Origin of the sequence: Mycobacterium helveticum (assembly GCF_007714205.1) — a bacterium.
Lineage (GTDB): Bacteria > Actinomycetota > Actinomycetes > Mycobacteriales > Mycobacteriaceae > Mycobacterium > Mycobacterium helveticum.
This window is the reverse complement of the sequence record NZ_VMQU01000060.1, coordinates 1-19799: the sequence shown is the minus strand read 5'-3', so window position 1 is coordinate 19799 and position 19799 is coordinate 1. Positions and strand designations below refer to the sequence as shown.

Genomic DNA, 19799 nt, shown 5'->3' with positions numbered 1-19799 from the left:
CGCGCCACCCGCTGGCCGAGACGATCCCCCGGGCATGCGGGAATGGTTGCTGGCCGCACTGCACAGCCGGTATTCCCGGTTTCTCACCAACCCGGTCGCGGCCTCGGTGCTCTTCGTCGCGGGCTTCTACGGGTCGCGGGCTTCTACGGGTCGCGGGCTTCTACGGGTTGTACTTCTCGAGCCTGTTCGACACCGCGGTGAGCAGTCACGCCGGGGATGGCGATGAACGTGCACTTCTTGCTCAGCGGCTACCTGTTCTACCGGATCGTCATCGGGGTGGACCCCACGCCGCGCCCGATCCCGCCGCAGGTCAAGGTCGGCATCGTGTTCGTGTCGTTGCCGTCGTGATGCTTGCGCTGCTCATCCCGTGGGCGCGCAGCGACGACCGCATGGCCCGGCGCCTGGACCGGGCGGCCGAACGCGACGACGACGCGGACCTGACCGCCTACGACGCGATGCCGGCCGAGCCGGCGCGGCGCGAGACGCCCGGCCCTACGCACCAACCCGCGGAGTGATCCACAGTCGCGGATTTCTCCACAGGGATACCGCCCGCGGCTCCGTCGCCGCGGATTCCGTCGGTGGCTCCGGGTGCAATGGCAGCCGGAACGGGAGGTGACGTGCTCACCGGCCCGCAAAGCAACCGAGAAAGGGATCAACCCATGTTCGAAACGCCGTTTACCGTCGTCGGTCACATTGTCAACGACCTTCAGCGCCGCAAGGTCGGGGACCAGGAGGTGATCAAGTTCCGGGTGGCCAGCAACTCGCGCCGGCGCACCGCCGACGGCGGCTGGGAGCCGGGCCACTCCCTCTTCGTGACCGTCAACTGCTGGGGCAAGCTGGTCACCGGTGTGGGCGCCGCGTTGGGTAAGGGAGCCCCGGTTGTCGTGACGGGCTTCGTGTACACCAGCGAGTACGACGACCGGGACGGCAACCGCCGTTCGTCGCTGGAGATGCGGGCCACCGCCGTCGGGCCGGACCTGTCACGTTGCGTGGCGCGGATCGAAAAGCCCGCCTACACCGGCCCCGATCCGGCTCCGGCGCCGGCGGACACCGCCGCCACCGGCGACGCGGGACAGTCCGGCGACGAGGTTGCCGGCACCAATCCGCTGCCGTTGTCGGCCTAGCCATCGGCCTAGCGGCCGGTCCAGCGCCGTCGGGCGATGCCTAGGATGGTCCGCGAGATCATTTTGCAAGACCAGAAAGGCGAAACCGCGGCATGGCTGAGTTCATCTACACGATGAAGAAGGTCCGCAAGGCGCACGGCGACAAGGTCATCCTGGACGACGTCACGCTGAGCTTCTACCCGGGCGCCAAGATCGGTGTCGTCGGCCCCAACGGCGCCGGCAAGTCGAGCGTCTTGCGGATCATGGCCGGACTGGACAAACCCAACAACGGTGACGCGTTCCTGGCCGTCGGCGCCACCGTCGGCATCCTGCAGCAGGAGCCGCCGCTGAACGAGGAGAAGACCGTTCGCGGCAACGTGGAAGAGGGCCTGGGCGACATCAAAGTCAAGCTGGACCGCTTCAACGAGGTCGCCGAATTGATGGCCACCGACTACTCCGACGAGTTGATGGACGAGATGGGGCGGCTGCAGGAGGAGCTCGACCACGCCGACGCGTGGGACCTCGACTCCCAGCTCGAGCAGGCCATGGACGCGCTGCGCTGCCCGCCGCCCGACGAGCCGGTGGCGACCCTGTCCGGCGGTGAGCGCCGCCGGGTGGCGTTGTGCAAGCTGCTGCTGTCCAAACCCGACCTGCTGCTGCTGGACGAGCCGACCAACCACCTGGACGCCGAGAGCGTGCAGTGGCTCGAGCAACACCTGGCCTCCTACGCGGGGGCGGTGCTGGCGGTGACCCACGACCGTTACTTCCTCGACAACGTCGCCCAGTGGATCCTCGAGCTCGACCGCGGACGCGCCTACCCCTACGAAGGCAACTACTCGACCTACCTGGAGAAAAAGGCCGAGCGGCTGTCGGTGCACGGCCGCAAAGACGCCAAGCTGCAGAAACGGCTGGCCGAAGAGCTGGCGTGGGTCCGGTCCGGGACCAAGGCGCGCCAGGCCAAAGGCAAGGCGCGCCTGCAGCGCTACGAGGAAATGGTCGCTGAGGCCGAAAAGACGCGGAAGCTCGACTTCGAGGAGATCCAGATCCCGGTCGGGCCGCGACTGGGCAACGTGGTCGTCGAGGTGGACCACCTGGACAAGGGCTTCGGCGGACGCACCCTGATCAAGGACCTGTCCTTCACCCTGCCGCGCAACGGCATCGTCGGCGTGATCGGCCCCAACGGTGTCGGCAAGACCACGCTGTTCAAAACCATCGTGGGTCTCGAGGAGCCGGACAGCGGCACCGTCAAGGTGGGGGAAACGGTCAAGCTGAGCTACGTCGATCAGGACCGCGCCGGCATCGACCCCAAAAAGACCGTGTGGGAAGTCGTCTCGGACGGGCTGGACTACATCGAGGTCGGCCAGAGCGAGGTGCCGTCCCGGGCCTACGTGTCGGCGTTCGGGTTCAAGGGTCCCGACCAGCAGAAGCCGGCGGGGGTGCTGTCCGGTGGCGAGCGCAACAGGCTCAACCTCGCGCTGACGCTCAAGCAGGGCGGCAACCTGATCCTGCTCGACGAGCCGACCAACGACCTGGACGTCGAAACCCTGAGCTCGCTGGAGAACGCCCTGGAGAACTTCCCCGGCTGCGCGGTGGTGATCTCGCACGATCGCTGGTTCCTCGACCGCACCTGCACGCACATCCTGGCGTGGGAGGGCGACGAGGACAACGAGGCCAAGTGGTTCTGGTTCGAGGGCAACTTCGGGGCATACGAGGAAAACAAGGTCGACCGGCTGGGCGCCGAGGCCGCCCGCCCGCACAGAGTGACCCACCGCAAGTTGACGCGCGGCTGACGTCGGCCCACGCTGACATCCGTCGCCAGTTGGGAGCAATCGGCATGACGATCGATCCCGGGGCCAAGCAGGACATCGCGCCGTGGACCGCGTTCTCCCAGGACGCGGACATTCCTGAGTGGATCTCCACGGCCTACCTCGAGAGCTATCGCGGCCCGCACACCGACGAACCCGGGCAAGCCGGGCCGGCCGAATCGAGCGTGCCCGCCGCCATCGTGACTCCGGCGATGCTCGGCGCCCACTATCGGCTCGGCGAGCACCGCCCGGGCGGCGAAAGCCGGGTGGCCGTGTACCCGGCGGACGATCCCGGCGGCTTCGGGCCCGCCCTGCAGGTCGTCACCGACCATGGCGGGATGTTGATGGACTCGGTCACGGTGCTGCTGCACCGCCTCGGCGTCGCCTATGCGGGCATCATGACCCCGGTGTTCGAGGTGCGGCGCAGCCCGGAGGGGGACCTGCTCGGCATCGGCCCGAAACCCCCCGGCGCGTCACCGTACGAGGGCGAGGCGTGGATACACGTGCAGCTGTCGCCGGCCGTCGACACCAAGGCGCTCGCCGAGGTCGAACGGCTGCTGTCCAAGGTGCTGGCCGACGTGCAGCAGGTCGCCAGCGACGCGTCTGAGCTGATCGCCGCCCTCGAGGGCGTGACCGCCGCCGTCGAGGCCAACACCGACGGTCATTTCGCCGCACCGGACCGCGACGAAGTGTCCGCGCTGCTGCGCTGGCTGGCCGACGGGAACTTCCTGTTGCTGGGCTACCAGCGTTGCCGGGTGCACGGCAGCGAGGTCTTTGGCGACGGGTCGAGGGGCCTGGGCGTGCTGCGGACGCGGACCGGTTCGCGGCCCCGGTTGACCGACGACCGCAAGATGCTGGTCCTGGCCCAGTCCGTGGTCGGCAGCTACCTGCGCTACGGCACTTACCCGTATGCCATCGCGGTCCGCGAAAACCTCAAGGACGGCACCGGGGGCATCGTCGAGCACCGTTTCGTCGGGCTGTTCACCATCACCGCGATGAACGCGGACGTGCTGGAAATCCCGATGGTCTCCCACCGGGTCCGCGAGGTGCTCACGATGGCCGACAGCGACCATGCCTATCCCGGACAGCTCCTTCTCGACGTCATCCAGACCGTCCCGCGATCGGAGCTGTTCAGCCTGAACGCCGAACGGCTGTTGGCGATGGCCAAAGCCGTCGTGGACCTGGGATCTCAGCGGCGCGCGTTGCTGTTCCTGCGCGCCGACCGGCTCCAGTACTTCGTCTCCTGTCTGGTCTATGTGCCCCGCGACCGCTACACCACTCCGGTGCGGCACCAGATCGAGGAGATCCTGGTGCGCGAATTCGGCGGGACACGGCTCGAATTCACCGCCCGTGTCAGTGAATCCCCTTGGGCGCTGATGCATTTCATGGTTCGCCTGCCCGCGAGAAGCGAGGGTGACGTCGCGCCCGGCTCGGTCGACATCTCCGAAGAGAACCGGATCCGGATCCAGGCGCTGCTGAGCGAAGCCGCCCAAACCTGGTCCGACCGGCTGCTCGGCGCCGCGGACGACACGATCGCGCCGGCGGACGCCGAGCATTACGCGGCCGCCTTCCCCGAGGCCTACAAGCAGGCCGTCGCACCCGCCGACGCCATCGACCACATCCGCATCATCAACAAACTGACCGACGACTCGGTCAAGCTGGTGTTCTCCGACACCGGCGAAGAGGGCCTCGCCCAGCTCACCTGGTTTCTGGGCGGCCACACCGCGTCGCTGAGTCAGCTGCTGCCGATGCTGCAGAGCATGGGCGTCGTCGTGCTCGAGGAGCGGCCCTTCACGGTCACCCGGGCCGACGATCTGCCGGTGTGGATCTATCAGTTCAAGATCTCGCCACACCCGACCATCCCGCAGGCGTCGTCGGCCGAGGAGCGCGACGCGGCCGCGGAAAGATTCGCCGACGCGGTCACCGCGATCTGGCAGGGCCGGGTCGAGATCGACCGGTTCAACGAACTGGTGATGCGGGCAGGCCTGGCCTGGCAGCAGGTCGTGCTGCTGCGCGCCTACACGAAATACCTGCGGCAGGCGGGTTTTCCCTACAGCCAGTCCCACATCGAAGCGGTGCTCAACGACCACCCCTCGACGGCGCGTTCACTCGTCGCGCTGTTCGAAGCGCTGTTCGACCCCAGGGCCTCGGGTTCGCCGGGGAGCCGCGACGCGCAATCGGCGGCCAACGCGGTCGCCGCGGACATCGACGCGTTGCGCAGCCTGGACACCGACCGCATCCTGCGTGCCTTCGCGTCGCTGGTTGCGGCCACGTTGCGGACCAATTACTTTGTCACACGCGAGGATTCGGCCCGCGCCCGAAACGTGTTGGCGCTCAAGCTCGACGCGCAACTGATCGACGAGCTGCCGTTGCCGCGCCCCAAATACGAGATCTTCGTCTATTCCCCCCGCGTCGAGGGCGTGCACCTGAGGTTCGGTCCGGTGGCCCGCGGCGGGCTGCGCTGGTCGGACCGCCGCGACGACTTCCGCACCGAAATCCTGGGTCTGGTCAAGGCGCAGGCGGTGAAGAACGCCGTCATCGTGCCGGTCGGGGCCAAGGGCGGGTTCATCGTCAAGGACCCGCCGCTGCCCACCGGCGACCCCGCCGCCGACCGCGACGCCAACCGCGCCGAAGGCGTGGCCTGCTATCAGCTGTTCATCTCCGGGCTGCTGGAGGTCACCGACAACGTCGACCACGCCACCGGCAAGGTCGATCCGCCGCCGGAGGTGGTGCGGCGCGACGGCGACGACGCGTACCTGGTGGTGGCCGCGGACAAGGGCACCGCCACCTTCTCCGACATCGCCAACGACGTGGCCAAGTCCTACGGGTTCTGGCTGGGCGACGCGTTCGCCTCCGGCGGTTCGGTCGGCTATGACCACAAGGCCATGGGTATCACCGCCAAAGGGGCTTGGGCGGCCGTCAAACGGCACTTCCGGGAGATGGGGGTCGACACCCAGGCCGAGGACTTCACCGTCGTCGGTGTCGGCGACATGAGCGGTGACGTGTTCGGCAACGGGATGCTGCTGAGCAAGCACATCAAGCTGATCGCCGCGTTCGACCACCGTCACGTGTTCCTCGACCCGGACCCCGAACCCGGGGCGTCCTGGGAGGAACGCCGGCGGCTGTTCGAGCAGGCGCGCTCCAGCTGGGACGACTACGACAGGTCGCTGATCAGCGAGGGCGGCGGCGTGTATGCCCGCGAGCAGAAGTCGATCCCGGTCAGCGAGCGGGTCCGCGCCGCCCTGGGCATCGACGGTGACGTCGACGAGATGGCCCCGCCCAACCTGATCAGGGCGATCCTGCAGGCGCCGGTGGACCTGCTGTTCAACGGCGGGATCGGCACCTACATCAAGGCCGAATCCGAATCCGACTCCGATGTGGGCGACCGTGCCAACGACGCGGTCCGCGTCAACGGAAACCAGGTGCGCGCCAAGGTGATCGGCGAGGGTGGCAACCTCGGCGTGACGGCGCTGGGCCGCGTCGAGTTCGACCTGTCGGGCGGCCGGATCAACACCGACGCGATGGACAACTCCGCCGGCGTGGACTGCTCGGACCACGAGGTCAACATCAAGATCCTGATTGACTCGCTGGTCACCGCCGGCAAGGTCGACGCGGGTGAGCGCAAAGAGCTGCTGGAGTCGATGACCGACGAGGTGGCGCGGCTGGTGCTCACCGACAACGAGGACCAGAACGACCTGATCGGCACCAGCCGCTGCAACGCGGCCAGCCTGCTCCCGGTGCACGAACGCCAGATCAAGTACCTGGTCGAGGAGCGCGGCCTCAACCGCGAACTGGAGGCGCTGCCGTCGGAGAAGGAGATCCGCCGCCGCTTCCAGGCGGGCATCGGGCTCACGTCGCCCGAGCTGTGCACGCTGATGGCGCACGTCAAGCTCGGCCTCAAGGAGGACATGCTGGGCACCGAACTGCCCGAGCAGGACGTGTTCGCCTCCCGGTTGCCGTTCTACTTCCCGACGCCGCTGCGTGAACGGTTCACCCCGGAAATCCGCGCGCACCAGCTGCGCCGCGAGATCGTCGCCACCATGTTGATCAACGACGTCGTAGACACCGGGGGCATCAGCTACGCCTTCCGGATCGCCGAAGACGTCGGCGTCCAGCCCGTCGACGCGGTGCGCACCTATGTCGCCACCGACGCCATCTTCGGGGTGGGCGACCTGTGGCGGCAGGTCCGCGCGGCGGACATACCGGTCGCCCTGTCGGATCGGCTCACGCTGGACACCCGGCGACTGGTCGACCGGGCCGGGCGCTGGCTGCTCAACTACCGCCCGCAGCCGCTGGCCGTCGGCGCCGAGATCAACCGGTTCGCGGCCAAGGTCACGGAGCTGACCCCGCGGATGTCGGAGTGGCTGCGCGGTGACGACAAGGCGATCGTGGAGAAGGAAGCGGCCGAGTTCTCCGCGCAGGGCACGCCCGAGGACCTGGCCTACCTCGTTGCCGCGGGCCTGTACCGCTTCAGCCTGCTCGACATCATCGACATCGCCGACATCAACGAGATCGACGCCGCCGAGGTCGCCGACACCTACTTCGCCCTGATGGATCGGCTGGGTACCGACGGCCTGCTGACCGCGGTGTCCGAGCTGCCCCGCGGCGATCGCTGGCATTCGTTGGCGCGCTTGGCCATTCGCGACGACATCTACGCGTCGCTGCGCTCGCTGTGTTTCGATGTGCTCGCCGTCGGTGAGCCCGACGAAACCGGCGAGGAGAAGATCGCGGAGTGGGAGCACCTCAGCGCGTCGCGGGTGGAGCGGGCCCGCCGGACGCTCGCCGAGATCCAGGAGAGCGGGGCCAAGGATCTCGCGACGCTGTCGGTGGCCGCGCGACAGATCCGTCGCATGACCCGCACCAGCGGAAGGGGTTCGTCGAGTTGAGCGTCGGCTTCGTCGCGCCCGTGCCGGTGCGCTGGTCGGACATCGACATGTACCAGCACATCAACCACGCCACCATGGTCACGATCCTGGAAGAAGCGCGGGTGCCGTTCCTCGCGGAGCCGTTCGCCCCCGGCATCGCCACCGTCGGGTTGCTGATCGCGGACGTCCGGGTCACCTACAAGGCTCAGCTGCGCCTCGCCGACTCGCCTCTGCAGGTGACCGTCTGGACCAAGCAGCTGCGGACGGTCGACTTCACGCTGGGCTACGAGGTGCGTTCGGTCAACGCCGACCCCGAATCCAGGCCCGCCGTCATCGCCGAGTCGCAGCTGGCCGCGGTGCACATCGAGGGGCAGCGACTGGTCCGGCTCTCGCCCCCGCAACGGGAGTACCTGCAACGGTGGCTTCGGTAACAGCAGGAGGGGTAGCCGAGCGCGGACTGTGGCTGGGGCCGCAAGGCGGCGCCGCCCAGCGCGCGGACCTGGCCACGTTCGTCGAGCGCGCGATGCGGCTCGACGACGCCGCGGTGATCCGGCTGCGCGCTCGGGCCGGCGGGCTGGTGAGCGCCTGGGTGGCAACGGGTTTCGACGTGCTGGCCTGCCGCGTGGTGGGGGGTGCCGTGCGGCCCGCCGACCTGTCGGTGGCCGCGGACGGACTGGGCCGCGGCCTGTCCGCGATGGACGCCTCGGGCTACGTGGATCCGGGCTTTCCGATGGACTCGGCGTGGCGGGGTGCGCTGCCGCCGGAATCCGGCTTCACTCATGTCGACGACGTGCCGGCCCGGGTGATGCTGGACCTGGCCGAGCGCGGTGCGCGACTCGCCAAGGAGCACAGCGGTTCTCACGGCCCGCCCGTCTCGCTGCTCGACCAGGAGGTCATCCGGGTCAGTTCGGCCGAGGTCGAGGTGGGGTTGCCCATGCGTTGCGTGTTCGCTTTGACCGCAATGGGATTCCTGCCGCAGCAGGCGGATGCCATTCCCGCCGAAGAGATCATCCGGGTCCGCGTCATGCCGAACTGGCTGCGCATCGACGCCAGGTTCGGCTCGGTGTTCCGGCGCCGCGGCGACCCGGCGCTGGTGCTGCGCTGAGGGTCAGGTCCCGTAGGCCATCCACAGGGGCAGAACGCAGTGGAGGTATTCCATGAACTTCTTCAGGCCCACCCGGTGCTCCCCGTACCCGTAACGGTCGATCGCGTACTCGGGGAACGCGATTCCCAACCCGAACAGGCCGGGGGCGAGGATGCCGTTGCTCGCGTTGTAGTCCAGTTCGCCCCACTGCGGCGCTTCGGGCAGTCTCCGGCGTTCGAAGCCGACGGTGTAGACGACGCGGTCGCACTCGGCGAGTTTGTCGTCGAACTGCGGGCTGGAAACCAGGCACCTCTCCAGCCGTTCCGGATGCACCCCGTCGATGTTCTCCCGGGCCCACTCGGCGGCGCGGCCTTTGAGGCCGGTGTCGTCGAACAGGATCCAATCGTCCAGGTATACGGCGTATTTGAGTGGGCTGCGGTAGAAGTTGATCACTTTTCCCACGGGTTGGCGTAACAGGTTCGGCAACACGATCATCGACGAATGCGACGAGCCGAACACGCCGACGGTCGCGCCGTCGAGCGGTTGCTCCGAGAGCCGTTCGATGTCCAGCGCGACGTCCACGGGAATCTCGTCCAGGTGCGGGTATGCGAGCTTCTTGGGGACCGCCCCGAGCGCCAGGACCACATTCTCCGAGGCGAGTCGGCCTTCCCCGGTCTCGATCGTCCACCGCCTTGCCTGCAGGGACAGCACGGTCGCCGTCGTCTGGAACGTCCGGACCCGATCGCGCAGTTGTCGCGTGACCCACACCAACGGCTCGGCGACCAGGGCCAGCACGCACGTTTCTTCCGGATCGACCTCCCGCAATGGCATGGGCGGCGCGTCGGCGAACCGCAATGCGTCCGAGCCGCCCAGGTAGTCCAGGAAGTCGCCGGCTCGGGTGTTGCTCGACACCGAGCGCCACCTGCCGCCGATGTCGCCCCCGGCGAACGAGGGGTCGACCCAGGCGATGCTTTCGCCCGCTACTCCGCGATCCAGCAGCGTTCCCACCGCGACGATTCCGGCGGGCCCGGCTCCGATGACTGTCCACGCATGAGGTCCCATATGCGCAACGGGACTAGACGAGCCAGGCCGCGGCGTCGGGTGGCAGGGCGTCGCTCACCGGAGGCGCGCTGGCCAGGATGACCTCTCCCCGCGGCAGCGGGATCGGGCGGCTGCCCGTGTTGAGGACGCAGAGCAACCCGCCCGCGCGGCGGCGGAACATCAGCGCGTCGCGCGGCGCCGTCAGCCAGTCGATCTCGGCGCCCTCGAATTCGTCACGGGTCCGGCGCAGTTCGATTGCCCGCCGGAAGAACGACAATGTCGACCCGGCGTCGGCGCGCTGCTTTTCCACGGTCAGCGCAGCCCAGTCCGCCGGCATCGGCAGCCAGGTGTCGGTGGACCCGGAGAACCCGAACGGGGGGGCCTCACCCGACCACGGGATCGGAACCCGGCAGCCGTCGCGGCCGCGTTCGGTGTGCCCGGAGCGTTCCCACGTCGGGTCCTGCAGCACCTCGTCGGGCAGATCGACGTCGGGCAGACCCAGCTCCTCGCCGTTGTAGACGAACACCGCGCCGGGCAGGGCCAGCATCACCATCGCCGTGGCGCGCGCCCGGCGCAGCCCGACCTCCCCGCCGCCGTAGCGGGTGACCTCCCGGCCCACGTCGTGGTTGGACAACGTCCAGGTCGGCGTGGCGTCGACGAGCGCCGCGGCCGCCAGCGAGTTCTGGATCGCATCACCGACCTCGGTGGCCTCGAATTCGGTTCGGGTCAGCCGGAAATTGAACCCCAGATGCAGCTCGTCGGGCCGCAGGTATTCGGCCCAGCGGCGGTTGTCGGTGACCCACACCTCGCCGACGGTCATCGCCCCCGGGTAGTCGTCGATGACCGTGCGGATGTCGCGGTGGATCGCGTGCACGTTCGGGTTGTTGAAGCGCGGGTCGTCGTCGGTGTGGCGCAACACCGTGCTGTTTTCCTTGGCATCCGGCAGGCCCGCTGGCTTGGCCATGCCGTGCGCCACGTCGATGCGGAAGCCGTCGACGCCGTGCTCCAGCCAGAACCGCAGCGTCTTCTCGAAGTCGTCGAAGACCTCGGGGTTGTCCCAGTTGAGGTCCGGCTGCTCGGCGTCGAAGAGATGCAGGTACCACTGGCCGGGGTTGCCGTCCGGTTCGACCACCCGCGTCCAGGCCGGACCGCCGAACACCGACTCCCAGTTGTTCGGCGGCAGCGACCCGTCGGGGCCCTGCCCGTCACGGAAGAAGTAGCGATCCCGCGCCTGGGTGCCCGGGCCGGCGGCCAGCGCCGCCCGAAACCACGGGTGCGCCGAGCTGGTGTGGTTGGGGACCACGTCCATCGTCACCTTGATGCCGCGACCGTGTGCGGCCGCGACCAGCCGCTCGAACGCCGCCAGCCCGCCGAACAACGGATCGATGTCGCGCGGGTCCGCCACGTCGTAGCCGTGATCGGCCATCGGCGACACGGTGACGGGGTTGAGCCAGATCGCGTCGACACCGAGCTCCTGCAGGTGGCCCAGCCGGGCCGTCAGGCCGTCCAGGTCGCCGACCCCGTCGTCGTCGCTGTCGGCGAACGACCGCGGATAGACCTGGTAGAAGACCGCGTTCGACCACCACGGCTTGTCCATCGCGGCCGCCATCAGATCGTCGAGTTCACGAGGGAGTGGGCGGCCATCTCGAGGTAGTCCAGCAGCTCTGTCCGGTGCTCGTCGTCGAGTGTCTGCGAGTCGATGGACGCGACGGCGGTGTGCATGCACCGCAGCCACGCATCCCGCTCGATGGGCGTGATCCGGAATCGGGCGTGCCGCATCCGCAGCCGCGGGTGACCGCGCTGGTCGGAGTACGTTCGGGGGCCGCCCCAGTACTGCTCGAGAAACATCCGCAACCTTTCCTCGGCGCCCGCCAGGTCGTCGGCCGGGTACAGCTCGCGCAGTATCTCGTCCTCGGGGACCTGCTCGTAGAACCGCGACACGATCGCGTTGAAGGTCTCGGCCCCGCCGACGGCGTCATAGAAGCTCACCTGATCCATCTCCTCCATTGTGGTGCATCGGCGGGCCGGCGAGGCACGCCGGGCGCGAACCCGCGCCAAGCCTTGCCTGCTGTTCACCGGATGGTCACGGCTCACCCGGGGAATAGGGGTGCGATCCGCCGAAAATCATGGTGGACTATCCGCGGAGGATCTATGGCGCAGGGCAAGAGACGCCGCAGCCACCGCAGTACCGGTGCCGCGGCAGGGTCGACCGGGCCAGCCACCGCGTCATGCCTGCACAGTGTTGAGAGTCACCCACCCACCCGCCAGGAAAGCTCATCGATCTGGAGCCGCCGGCGGGTGCTGCTGCTGAACTCCACCTATGAACCGCTGACGGCGCTGCCGATGCGGCGCGCCATCGTGATGGTCATCTGCGGCAAGGCCGACGTCGTGCACCACGACCCGGCGGGACCCATCATCCACTCGGCGACCAGGTCGATCGTGGTGCCCTCGGTGATCCAGCTGCGGGCTTTCGTGCGGGTGCCGTACCGCGCGCGCGTGCCGATGACCCGCGCCGCGCTGATGCACCGCGACCGTTTCTGCTGCGCCTACTGCGGCGCGAAGGCCGACACCGTGGACCACGTGGTGCCGCGCAGCCGCGGCGGCGGCCACTCCTGGGAGAACTGCGTCGCCTGCTGCTCGACGTGCAACCACCGCAAGGGCGACAAGCTGCTCAGCGAACTCGGCTGGACGCTGCGCCGGGCGCCGACGCCGCCGACGGGACAACACTGGCGGCTGCTGTCGACGGTCAAGGAGCTGGACCCGGCCTGGGCCCGCTATCTCGGTGAAGGCGCGGCGTAGAAGGTCCGGGGCCGGTCCGGGTGTCCCAAAAGTCGCCCGGGTGGGATACGGTTTGCGTCGTGAGCCTTATGCAGACCCACCTGTACTTCATCGGAATCCCGCTGCTGTTGGTGATCCTGCTGGCGGTGCCGATCTTCTCCCGCAAGGGACCGCACCCCGCGACCTACCAGTTCCCGGAGCCGTGGACACATCCGCCGATCCTGTGGGCCGCGACGGACGAAGCCGTCGGCCAGGCGCACGGCGGGCACGACGCATCGAAGTTCTCAGTGGGAGGTGGCGCCAGTGGCACCTGGTGAGGTAGCGACGATCGAGCACGGCGACCTGCCCGAGGGTGCCGTGATCACCAGCAGCGGCCGGATCTCGGCGGTCACCGAACCCGGCGAACTGTCGGTGCACTACCCGTTCCCGATCAAAGACCTCGTCGCCATCGACGACGCGCTCAAGTACGGCTCGAGGGCGTCCAAGGCGCGGTTCGCCATCTACCTGGGCGACCTGGGCAGCGACACCGCCGCGCGGGCCCGCGAGATCCTGGCCAAAGTCCCGACACCGGACGACGCGGTGCTGCTCGCCGTCTCGCCCGACCAGCGCGCCATCGAGATCGTCTACGGCTCGCAGGTCCGCGGTCGCGGCGCGGAGTCGGCCGCCCCCCTGGGGGTTGCCGCGGCCGCGTCGGCGTTCGAGCAGGGCGATCTGGTCGACGGGCTGGTCAGCGCGATCCGGGTGCTCAGCGCCGGGATCTCCCCGGCCTGACCGCCCGCCTGCGCGCCGAAACTGCGTCCACGGCGCCGGCTGCGCTGAACGCCGGCTCGTTCAGCCGGCCGCGTCGAGCTTGCGGGCCCTCAGCGCCCGCTTCACGCCCGCCTGACCTTCCAGCACCAGCCTGCGCAACGCCGGCGGCACCTCCGATTCCGGGGCCCGCAGGAACGCGTCGGCGGCGGCGATGCCGGCGTCGCTGATGTCCCAGTGCGGGTACAGGCCGATCACCACGGTCTGGGCGACTTCGCTGGAGCGGCGCGCCCACACCCCGGGTATCGCCTGGAAGTAGCGCGCGGTGAACGGCTCGAGCAGTTCGCCCTGTCCCGGTGCCGCGATGCCGGCGATCATCGACCGGGCCGTGACGTTGGCCAGGGTGTCGTCCTCGACCACCTTGGTCCAGGCCTCCTCCTTGACCCGCGGCTGCGGGCGCGCCGCCGCGGCCTGGGCGGCGTTGCGCCGGCCGGCGGCCGTCGCGTCGCGCTGGGCCTCGGCATCGATGAACGGGGTCGCGGGACCGTCGGAGTCGATCTCGCCGGCGGTGGCCAGCGCGGTCACGATGCGCCAGCGCAGGTCGGTGTCGATCACCAGGCCGGCCAAACCCTGGTCGGCCGGATTCCCGGAAGCCGGGTCGAGCAGGGCCGCCAGCGTCTCGACGTGCCGGGGCGACAGCACCGAAGAGCACAGCGTGTTCACGAAGGCGAGCTGGTGATCGGACCCGGGTTCGGCGCGGCGCGCCAACTCCAGCAGCCGGTCGGCGAACTGCGGCCAGCCCTGCTCGCGCGCCCAGCCCGGCTCGGCGTAGGACGCCAGCGCCGTCTGCGCCTGCATCAGCAACCGCTGCGCCACCCCCACCTCGGTTTCGGCCTGCACCCCACCCGACACCAGCGCCACGAAGTCCCGGGCCCGCATTTCCGCCTCGCGCGTCATCTCCCACGCCGCCGACCACACCAGCGAGCGGGGCAGCGGTTCGGCGATGTCGGCGATCCGCTCCAGCGCGGTCCGCAGCGACTCGGCGTCGAGGCGCAGCGAGCAGTAGGTCAGGTCGTCGTCGTTGACCAGGACCAGCTTGCCGCGCGAAACACCCACCAGCGCGGACACATCCGTCTGCGGTCCCGCGACGTCGATTTCCTCCCGGTGCATCCGGACCAGCTTGCCGGACCGATCCTCGTCGTAGATGCCGATCGCCAGCCGGTGCACCCGCGTCTCCCCGGCGCCCGGCGCGGCGCCGCCCTGCGCCACCGCGAACCGGGTGAACCTGCCGTCGGAATCGACGTCGAACTCCGGCCGCAGCGTGTTGAGGCCGGTGGTCTTCAGCCACTGCCGTCCCCAGTCGGACAGGTCACGCCCGGACGCCTGCTCCAGCGCGGCGATCAGGTCGGCGAACGTGGCGTTGCCGAACGCGTGAGCGCGGAAGTAGTCGCGCAGCCCGGCGAGGAAATGCTCCAGCCCCACGTAGGCCACCAGCTGCTTGAGCACCGAAGCGCCCTTGGCGTAGGTGATCCCGTCGAAGTTCACCTCCACGGCGGCCAGATCGGGGATCTCGGCCGCGATCGGGTGCGTCGAGGGCAACTGGTCCTGGCGGTAGGCCCACGACTTCTCGACGGTGGCGAACGTCGTCCAGGCCTCGGTGAACTCGGTCGCCTCGGCCTGGCACAGCACCGACGCGAACGTCGCGAACGACTCGTTGAGCCACAGGTCATCCCACCAGGCCATGGTGACCAGGTCGCCGAACCACATGTGCGCCATCTCGTGCAGCACCGTCTCGGCGCGCCGCTCGTAGGAAGCCCGGGTGACCTTGCTGCGGAAGACGTAGTCCTCGAGGAACGTCACCGCGCCGGCGTTTTCCATTGCGCCGGCATTGAATTCGGGCACGAACAGCTGGTCATACTTGCCGAACGCGTACGGCATGCCGAAGTTCTTGTGGTAGAAGCCGAATCCCTGCTTGGTCTGGGTGAACAACCGCTCGGCGTCCATGTACGGCGCCAGCGAGGCGCGGCAGTAGATACCCAGCGGGATCTCGCCGTGTTCGTCGGTGTAGCGGTCTTTCCATGCGGCGTAGGGTCCCGCGACCAGGGCGACCAGATAGGTGCTCATCCGCGGTGTGGTGGCAAAGGTGTGCACCCCGGCCCCGCCCGCCTCCGCGACGGACACGGTCGCACCGTTGGAGACGACCTTCCAGTGCTTAGGTGCGGTTACTTTCAGGTCGAAGGTGGCCTTGAGGTCCGGCTGGTCGAAGCAGGCGAACATGCGCTTGGCATCGGCGGTTTCGAATTGCGAATACAGGTAGGTCTCGTCGTCCACCGGGTCGACGAACCGGTGCAGTCCCTCGCCAGTGTTGGAGTAGCGGCAGTCGGCGTCGACGACGACGACGTTGCGCTCGGACAGCCCGCGCAGCGCGATGCCGGTCGACTCGTCGTAGCCCGACACGTCGAGGTCGCGACCGTTGAGGGTGGCGCTGCGGATCGTGTCGGCGGCGATGTCGAGGACGGAGTCGGCGCCGGCGAGCGCGTCGAACACCACGGTGGTGGTGGACCGGAAAGTCCGGTCGCCGGGCGCGCCGGAGCCGTCGGTGAGGTCGAGGCTGATCTGGTAGCTGTCGACGGTGATCAACGCGGCACGTTCGGCCGCCTGGTCCCGCGTGAGATTAGGAAGGGCCACGCGTCCAACTTACGTGCAGCAGGGGACGGGAACACACCCACGGCACTACGGTTGTGCTGGACGGTGTCCGTCAGCGTCATCAGCTTTCGAGGAGAGGACTGCGCCATGCCCGCCGAGGCCCCCGTCAAATCCCAGGCCGACTTCTGGTTCGACCCGCTGTGCCCGTGGGCATGGATCACCTCCCGCTGGATCCTCGAGGCGGAGAAGGTTCGCGACATCACCGTGAACTTCCACGTCATGAGCCTGGCGATCCTCAACGAGAACCGCGAAGAGCTGTCCGACAAGTACCGCGAGATGATGTCGAAGGCGTGGGGACCGGTTCGGGTGGCGATCGCCGCCGAGCAGGCCCACGGTGCCGGCGTCCTGGGCCGCCTGTACACGGCCATGGGCACCCGGATCCACAACGAGGACAACAAGGACCTTCCCGAGGTCATCAAGGCGTCGCTCGCCGACGCGGGCCTGCCGGCCGGGCTCGCCGAGGCCGCGGACAGCGACGCCTACGACGACGCCCTGCGCAAGAGCCACCACGCCGGGATGGACGCGGTCGGCGACGACGTCGGCACGCCGACCATCCACGTCAACGGTGTGGCGTTCTTCGGGCCGGTGCTCTCGAAGATTCCTCGGGGCGAGGAGGCGGGCAGGCTGTGGGACGCCTCGGTGACCTTCGCGTCCTACCCGTACTTCTTCGAACTCAAGCGGACCCGTACCGAGAAACCGGAATTCGACTAGACAGGGCTATCGGCGTTCCACTTGTCACCACGGATGTCCAGTGAGCCCAGCCTCGGACCGCCGAGGTGCGTTGGTGAGGATGGGTGTGTTCGTTGCGGTTGGCTGCTGGTTTTGGAGCGCTACGAGCATGCCCTCCGACGACCGCGGCTCCGCCAGGCTGGGCCCTGTTCAGCATCGGCTTGACCGAGCACGCTTGGGGTCCGAATCCCTCGATGAAGTGCGTGCGGCGCCGAAACGGCGGCGACGCGGGGACAGGTTCCGGGGATGGGATGAGTCCAGCCCTCGATGAAGTGCGGCCGCCGAAACGGCCGCGACCGCCGACTGGTCGGGGCCCGTAACGAGCGTGTCCGTTCCCTCGATGAAGTGCGGCCGCCGAAACGGCCGCGACTAGAGGAAGCCAACGGCTTTCGCCACGAGGTTGGTCCCTCGATGAAGTGCGGCCGCCGAAACGGCCGCGACGCCTTCGACGCCGCCAGCGGCGCCGACGTGGTCGTCCCTCGATGAAGTGCGGCCGCCGAAACGGCCGCGACGCCGGAGCGGGAAGACCGGCCAGCCCAATTGCGTCCCTCGATGAAGTGCGGCCGCCGAAACGGCCGCGACTGTAGTCATGCCGGTGCCACTCGCGGATGTGGCGCCCCCCTCGATGAAGTGCGGCCGCCGAAACGGCCGCGACCCATCAACGTCGCCGAGCGCGTCGACCCCCCCAACCCTCGATGAAGTGCGGCCGCCGAAACGGCCGCGACCAAATCCAGCACCAGCACACTGTTTTCCGGGGACAGCCCTCGATGAAGTGCGGCCGCCGAAACGGCCGCGACGACCGTATGTGCCGGTGACTGGCGGCGCATATGAACGCCCTCGATGAAGTGCGGCCGCCGAAACGGCCGCGACTGGGAAGTTGCTCAGTTCCAAACTTTGGTCAGGCTGGCCCCTCGATGAAGTGCGGCCGCCGAAACGGCCGCGACACGACCCACTCCCGCGATCATCCAAGCCTTGCTGAACCCCTCGATGAAGTGCGGCCGCCGAAACGGCCGCGACCGTCCAGTCGCAACATTTCGGTGGTGTCGAACTTGACCCCTCGATGAAGTGCGGCCGCCGAAACGGCCGCGACAGGAGCGCGGCTCCCCAAAAGCAAGGAAGCTGAACCCTCGATGAAGTGCGGCCGCCGAAACGGCCGCGACCCCACCATCGGCGACTATTGGATGGGAGGGCCGGCCCTCGATGAAGTGCGGCCGCCGAAACGGCCGCGACCCCACTACTACCGCGTCAGCATGGGTCCGATCCTGGCCCTCGATGAAGTGCGGCCGCCGAAACGGCCGCGACTTCTGCGGACAGGCTTGACAACGAACGGAATCGGACCCTCGATGAAGTGCGGCCGCCGAAACGGCCGCGACCTGGGTCGAAGAACAGCACCCGTCTGCCGTCTGCGAACCCTCGATGAAGTGCGGCCGCCGAAACGGCCGCGACAGCAGCACCATTTCCAGCGGCTCAAGCAGCCCCGTGAACCCTCGATGAAGTGCGGCCGCCGAAACGGCCGCGACACGCCGACCTCGACGCCTACCGCGCCGTGAAGAAGCGCCCTCGATGAAGTGCGGCCGCCGAAACGGCCGCGACCGGATGACCGAGTAGAGAACAGTAAAATCTATTCCGCCCTCGATGAAGTGCGGCCGCCGAAACGGCCGCGACGCGTGGCCGAGGGGATCACGACCAAGCGGAAGCTCGCCCTCGATGAAGTGCGGCCGCCGAAACGGCCGCGACCGCTGGTAGGTCAGCGTGAACGTGAACGAGTTCGTCGTCCCTCGATGAAGTGCGGCCGCCGAAACGGCCGCGACTCCGGCGATGCCCCCGGCCAGGCGGATTGCCGTCACCCCTCGATGAAGTGCGGCCGCCGAAACGGCCGCGACCCGCAGCGCCGCTGGGATCTCCCGCCCGACTTCGACCCTCGATGAAGTGCGGCCGCCGAAACGGCCGCGACCCATCGCCGCACTTGGGGGCGTCCCGGTGTCCCCGCCCTCGATGAAGTGCGGCCGCCGAAACGGCCGCGACTCCAGCACGCCGAGTCAGCATCGCGCAGCGGCTCGATCCCTCGATGAAGTGCGGCCGCCGAAACGGCCGCGACGGCAATGTCGGTGCTCGTCGCCCACGACGGCGGCGTCCCTCGATGAAGTGCGGCCGCCGAAACGGCCGCGACTTTCGGTTTCCTGGCCGCGCGCAGCCTTAGCCATGCGCCCTCGATGAAGTGCGGCCGCCGAAACGGCCGCGACCTACCGGGCGCTGTGATCGATGCCGGCGCCTGACCTTCCCTCGATGAAGTGCGGCCGCCGAAACGGCCGCGACGACCGCATAACCGCCTGGGCGCAAGAATGGATCGACCCTCGATGAAGTGCGGCCGCCGAAACGGCCGCGACACCCGCGCAATCATGTCAAAGAGGGCGTCTGTCGACCCTCGATGAAGTGCGGCCGCCGAAACGGCCGCGACCTTCGATCGTCAACCGCGGTCTCCTCTACACCGACCCTCGATGAAGTGCGGCCGCCGAAACGGCCGCGACGCGTGGTGGGAACGCGGCCGCAACGTGTACAGCTCCCCTCGATGAAGTGCGGCCGCCGAAACGGCCGCGACCCACTATGTACTCACCCCCGGTGAGCCAGTTGGAGCCCTCGATGAAGTGCGGCCGCCGAAACGGCCGCGACCCACTGCTGACTGGTGGCGACGCCGAGGTGTGGATCCCTCGATGAAGTGCGGCCGCCGAAACGGCCGCGACTAGCTGGACGCGCTGCGAATGCAGGTGCACAGCCGTCCCTCGATGAAGTGCGGCCGCCGAAACGGCCGCGACTTAGCCAGAATCACGCGCCCACCACCATTCCTGCAACCCTCCGGCAAGCAACACGGGAAGTGCCCGCGAAACGCCCTCGGTGCATCACGTAAGAATGCCCGCGAAACGGTGATCCTCGACAGGCATGG

At 68.6% G+C, this 19799-nt stretch carries 13 protein-coding genes, 1 pseudogene and 1 CRISPR repeat array; of the genes and pseudogenes, 10 read left to right on the top strand and 4 right to left on the bottom strand.

What is annotated here, in order from left to right; genetic code table 11:
* Positions 1-4 precede the first annotated feature (4 nt).
* From FPZ47_RS15070 to FPZ47_RS15045, 6 genes and pseudogenes are all read left to right on the top strand, one after another.
* A pseudogene (locus FPZ47_RS15070) lies at positions 5-515 on the top strand (cytochrome c oxidase assembly protein); the annotation flags it as partial.
* A gap of 144 nt (positions 516-659) precedes the next feature.
* Positions 660-1124, top strand: coding sequence for a single-stranded DNA-binding protein (locus FPZ47_RS15065; RefSeq protein ID WP_144952493.1), 465 nt, complete (start codon positions 660-662; stop codon positions 1122-1124).
* Between the two features lie 92 nt (positions 1125-1216).
* Entirely contained in the window at positions 1217-2893 is a 1677-nt protein-coding gene (gene ettA / locus FPZ47_RS15060; protein WP_144952495.1) for an energy-dependent translational throttle protein EttA, read from the top strand.
* Positions 2894-2937: 44 nt separating this feature from the next.
* Complete coding sequence (locus tag FPZ47_RS15055) at positions 2938-7794, top strand: NAD-glutamate dehydrogenase (RefSeq protein ID WP_144952497.1); 4857 nt, start codon at positions 2938-2940, stop codon at positions 7792-7794.
* A complete protein-coding gene (locus FPZ47_RS15050) occupies positions 7791-8204 on the top strand; it encodes an acyl-CoA thioesterase (protein ID WP_144952498.1) in 414 nt (137 codons plus the stop codon). The genes FPZ47_RS15055 and FPZ47_RS15050 overlap by 4 nt, the downstream gene beginning before the upstream one ends.
* Positions 8192-8878 (top strand): DUF8010 domain-containing protein, encoded by a 687-nt coding sequence (locus tag FPZ47_RS15045; protein ID WP_144952500.1) that lies wholly within the window; start codon positions 8192-8194, stop codon positions 8876-8878. Before FPZ47_RS15050 ends, FPZ47_RS15045 begins: the two co-directional genes overlap by 13 nt.
* A 3-nt stretch (positions 8879-8881) precedes the next feature.
* Here the strand turns inward: FPZ47_RS15045 and FPZ47_RS15040 are convergent, their stop codons facing one another.
* From FPZ47_RS15040 to FPZ47_RS15030, 3 genes are read right to left on the bottom strand one after another with little or no spacing between them, the layout of a single operon-like run.
* Positions 8882-9919: an NAD(P)/FAD-dependent oxidoreductase gene (locus FPZ47_RS15040; protein ID WP_144952502.1), complete on the bottom strand. Its 1038-nt coding sequence runs from the start codon at positions 9917-9919 to the stop codon at positions 8882-8884.
* A gap of 13 nt (positions 9920-9932) precedes the next feature.
* On the bottom strand, positions 9933-11507 hold the full coding sequence (locus tag FPZ47_RS15035) for a glycoside hydrolase family 13 protein (RefSeq protein WP_144952504.1): 1575 nt from the start codon (positions 11505-11507) through the stop codon (positions 9933-9935).
* The gene (locus FPZ47_RS15030; protein ID WP_210419917.1) at positions 11507-11896 is read right to left on the bottom strand and encodes a globin; all 390 of its coding nucleotides are present in this window, start codon (positions 11894-11896) and stop codon (positions 11507-11509) included. The genes FPZ47_RS15035 and FPZ47_RS15030 overlap by 1 nt, the downstream gene beginning before the upstream one ends.
* Before the next feature lie 153 nt (positions 11897-12049).
* Here FPZ47_RS15030 and FPZ47_RS15025 point away from each other — a divergent pair, with 153 nt between their 5' ends.
* The 3 genes from FPZ47_RS15025 to FPZ47_RS15015 all read left to right on the top strand — a co-directional run bounded on the left by FPZ47_RS15025 (position 12050) and on the right by FPZ47_RS15015 (position 13447).
* Positions 12050-12697, top strand: coding sequence for an HNH endonuclease (locus FPZ47_RS15025; RefSeq protein WP_144952508.1), 648 nt, complete (start codon positions 12050-12052; stop codon positions 12695-12697).
* A 68-nt stretch (positions 12698-12765) separates the two neighbouring features.
* Positions 12766-12993, top strand: a complete 228-nt coding sequence (ctaJ, locus tag FPZ47_RS15020; RefSeq protein ID WP_144952516.1) for an aa3-type cytochrome oxidase subunit CtaJ — start codon at positions 12766-12768, stop codon at positions 12991-12993.
* Positions 12980-13447 carry a DUF5130 domain-containing protein gene (locus tag FPZ47_RS15015; protein ID WP_144952510.1) on the top strand — a complete coding sequence of 156 codons (468 nt, stop codon included), beginning with the start codon at positions 12980-12982 and terminating at the stop codon, positions 13445-13447. Before ctaJ ends, FPZ47_RS15015 begins: the two co-directional genes overlap by 14 nt.
* A gap of 60 nt (positions 13448-13507) precedes the next feature.
* On the opposite strand, the gene pepN is transcribed toward FPZ47_RS15015, so the two are convergent.
* A complete protein-coding gene (gene pepN / locus FPZ47_RS15010) occupies positions 13508-16111 on the bottom strand; it encodes an aminopeptidase N (protein WP_144952512.1) in 2604 nt (867 codons plus the stop codon).
* A gap of 105 nt (positions 16112-16216) precedes the next feature.
* Between pepN and FPZ47_RS15005 the strand changes: the two genes are divergently transcribed.
* Positions 16217-16840 carry a mycothiol-dependent nitroreductase Rv2466c family protein gene (locus tag FPZ47_RS15005; RefSeq protein WP_144952514.1) on the top strand — a complete coding sequence of 208 codons (624 nt, stop codon included), beginning with the start codon at positions 16217-16219 and terminating at the stop codon, positions 16838-16840.
* Between the two features lie 279 nt (positions 16841-17119).
* Positions 17120-19671: direct repeats of the CRISPR family, unit length 36 nt; unit sequence CCCTCGATGAAGTGCGGCCGCCGAAACGGCCGCGAC.
* Positions 19672-19799 lie beyond the last annotated feature (128 nt).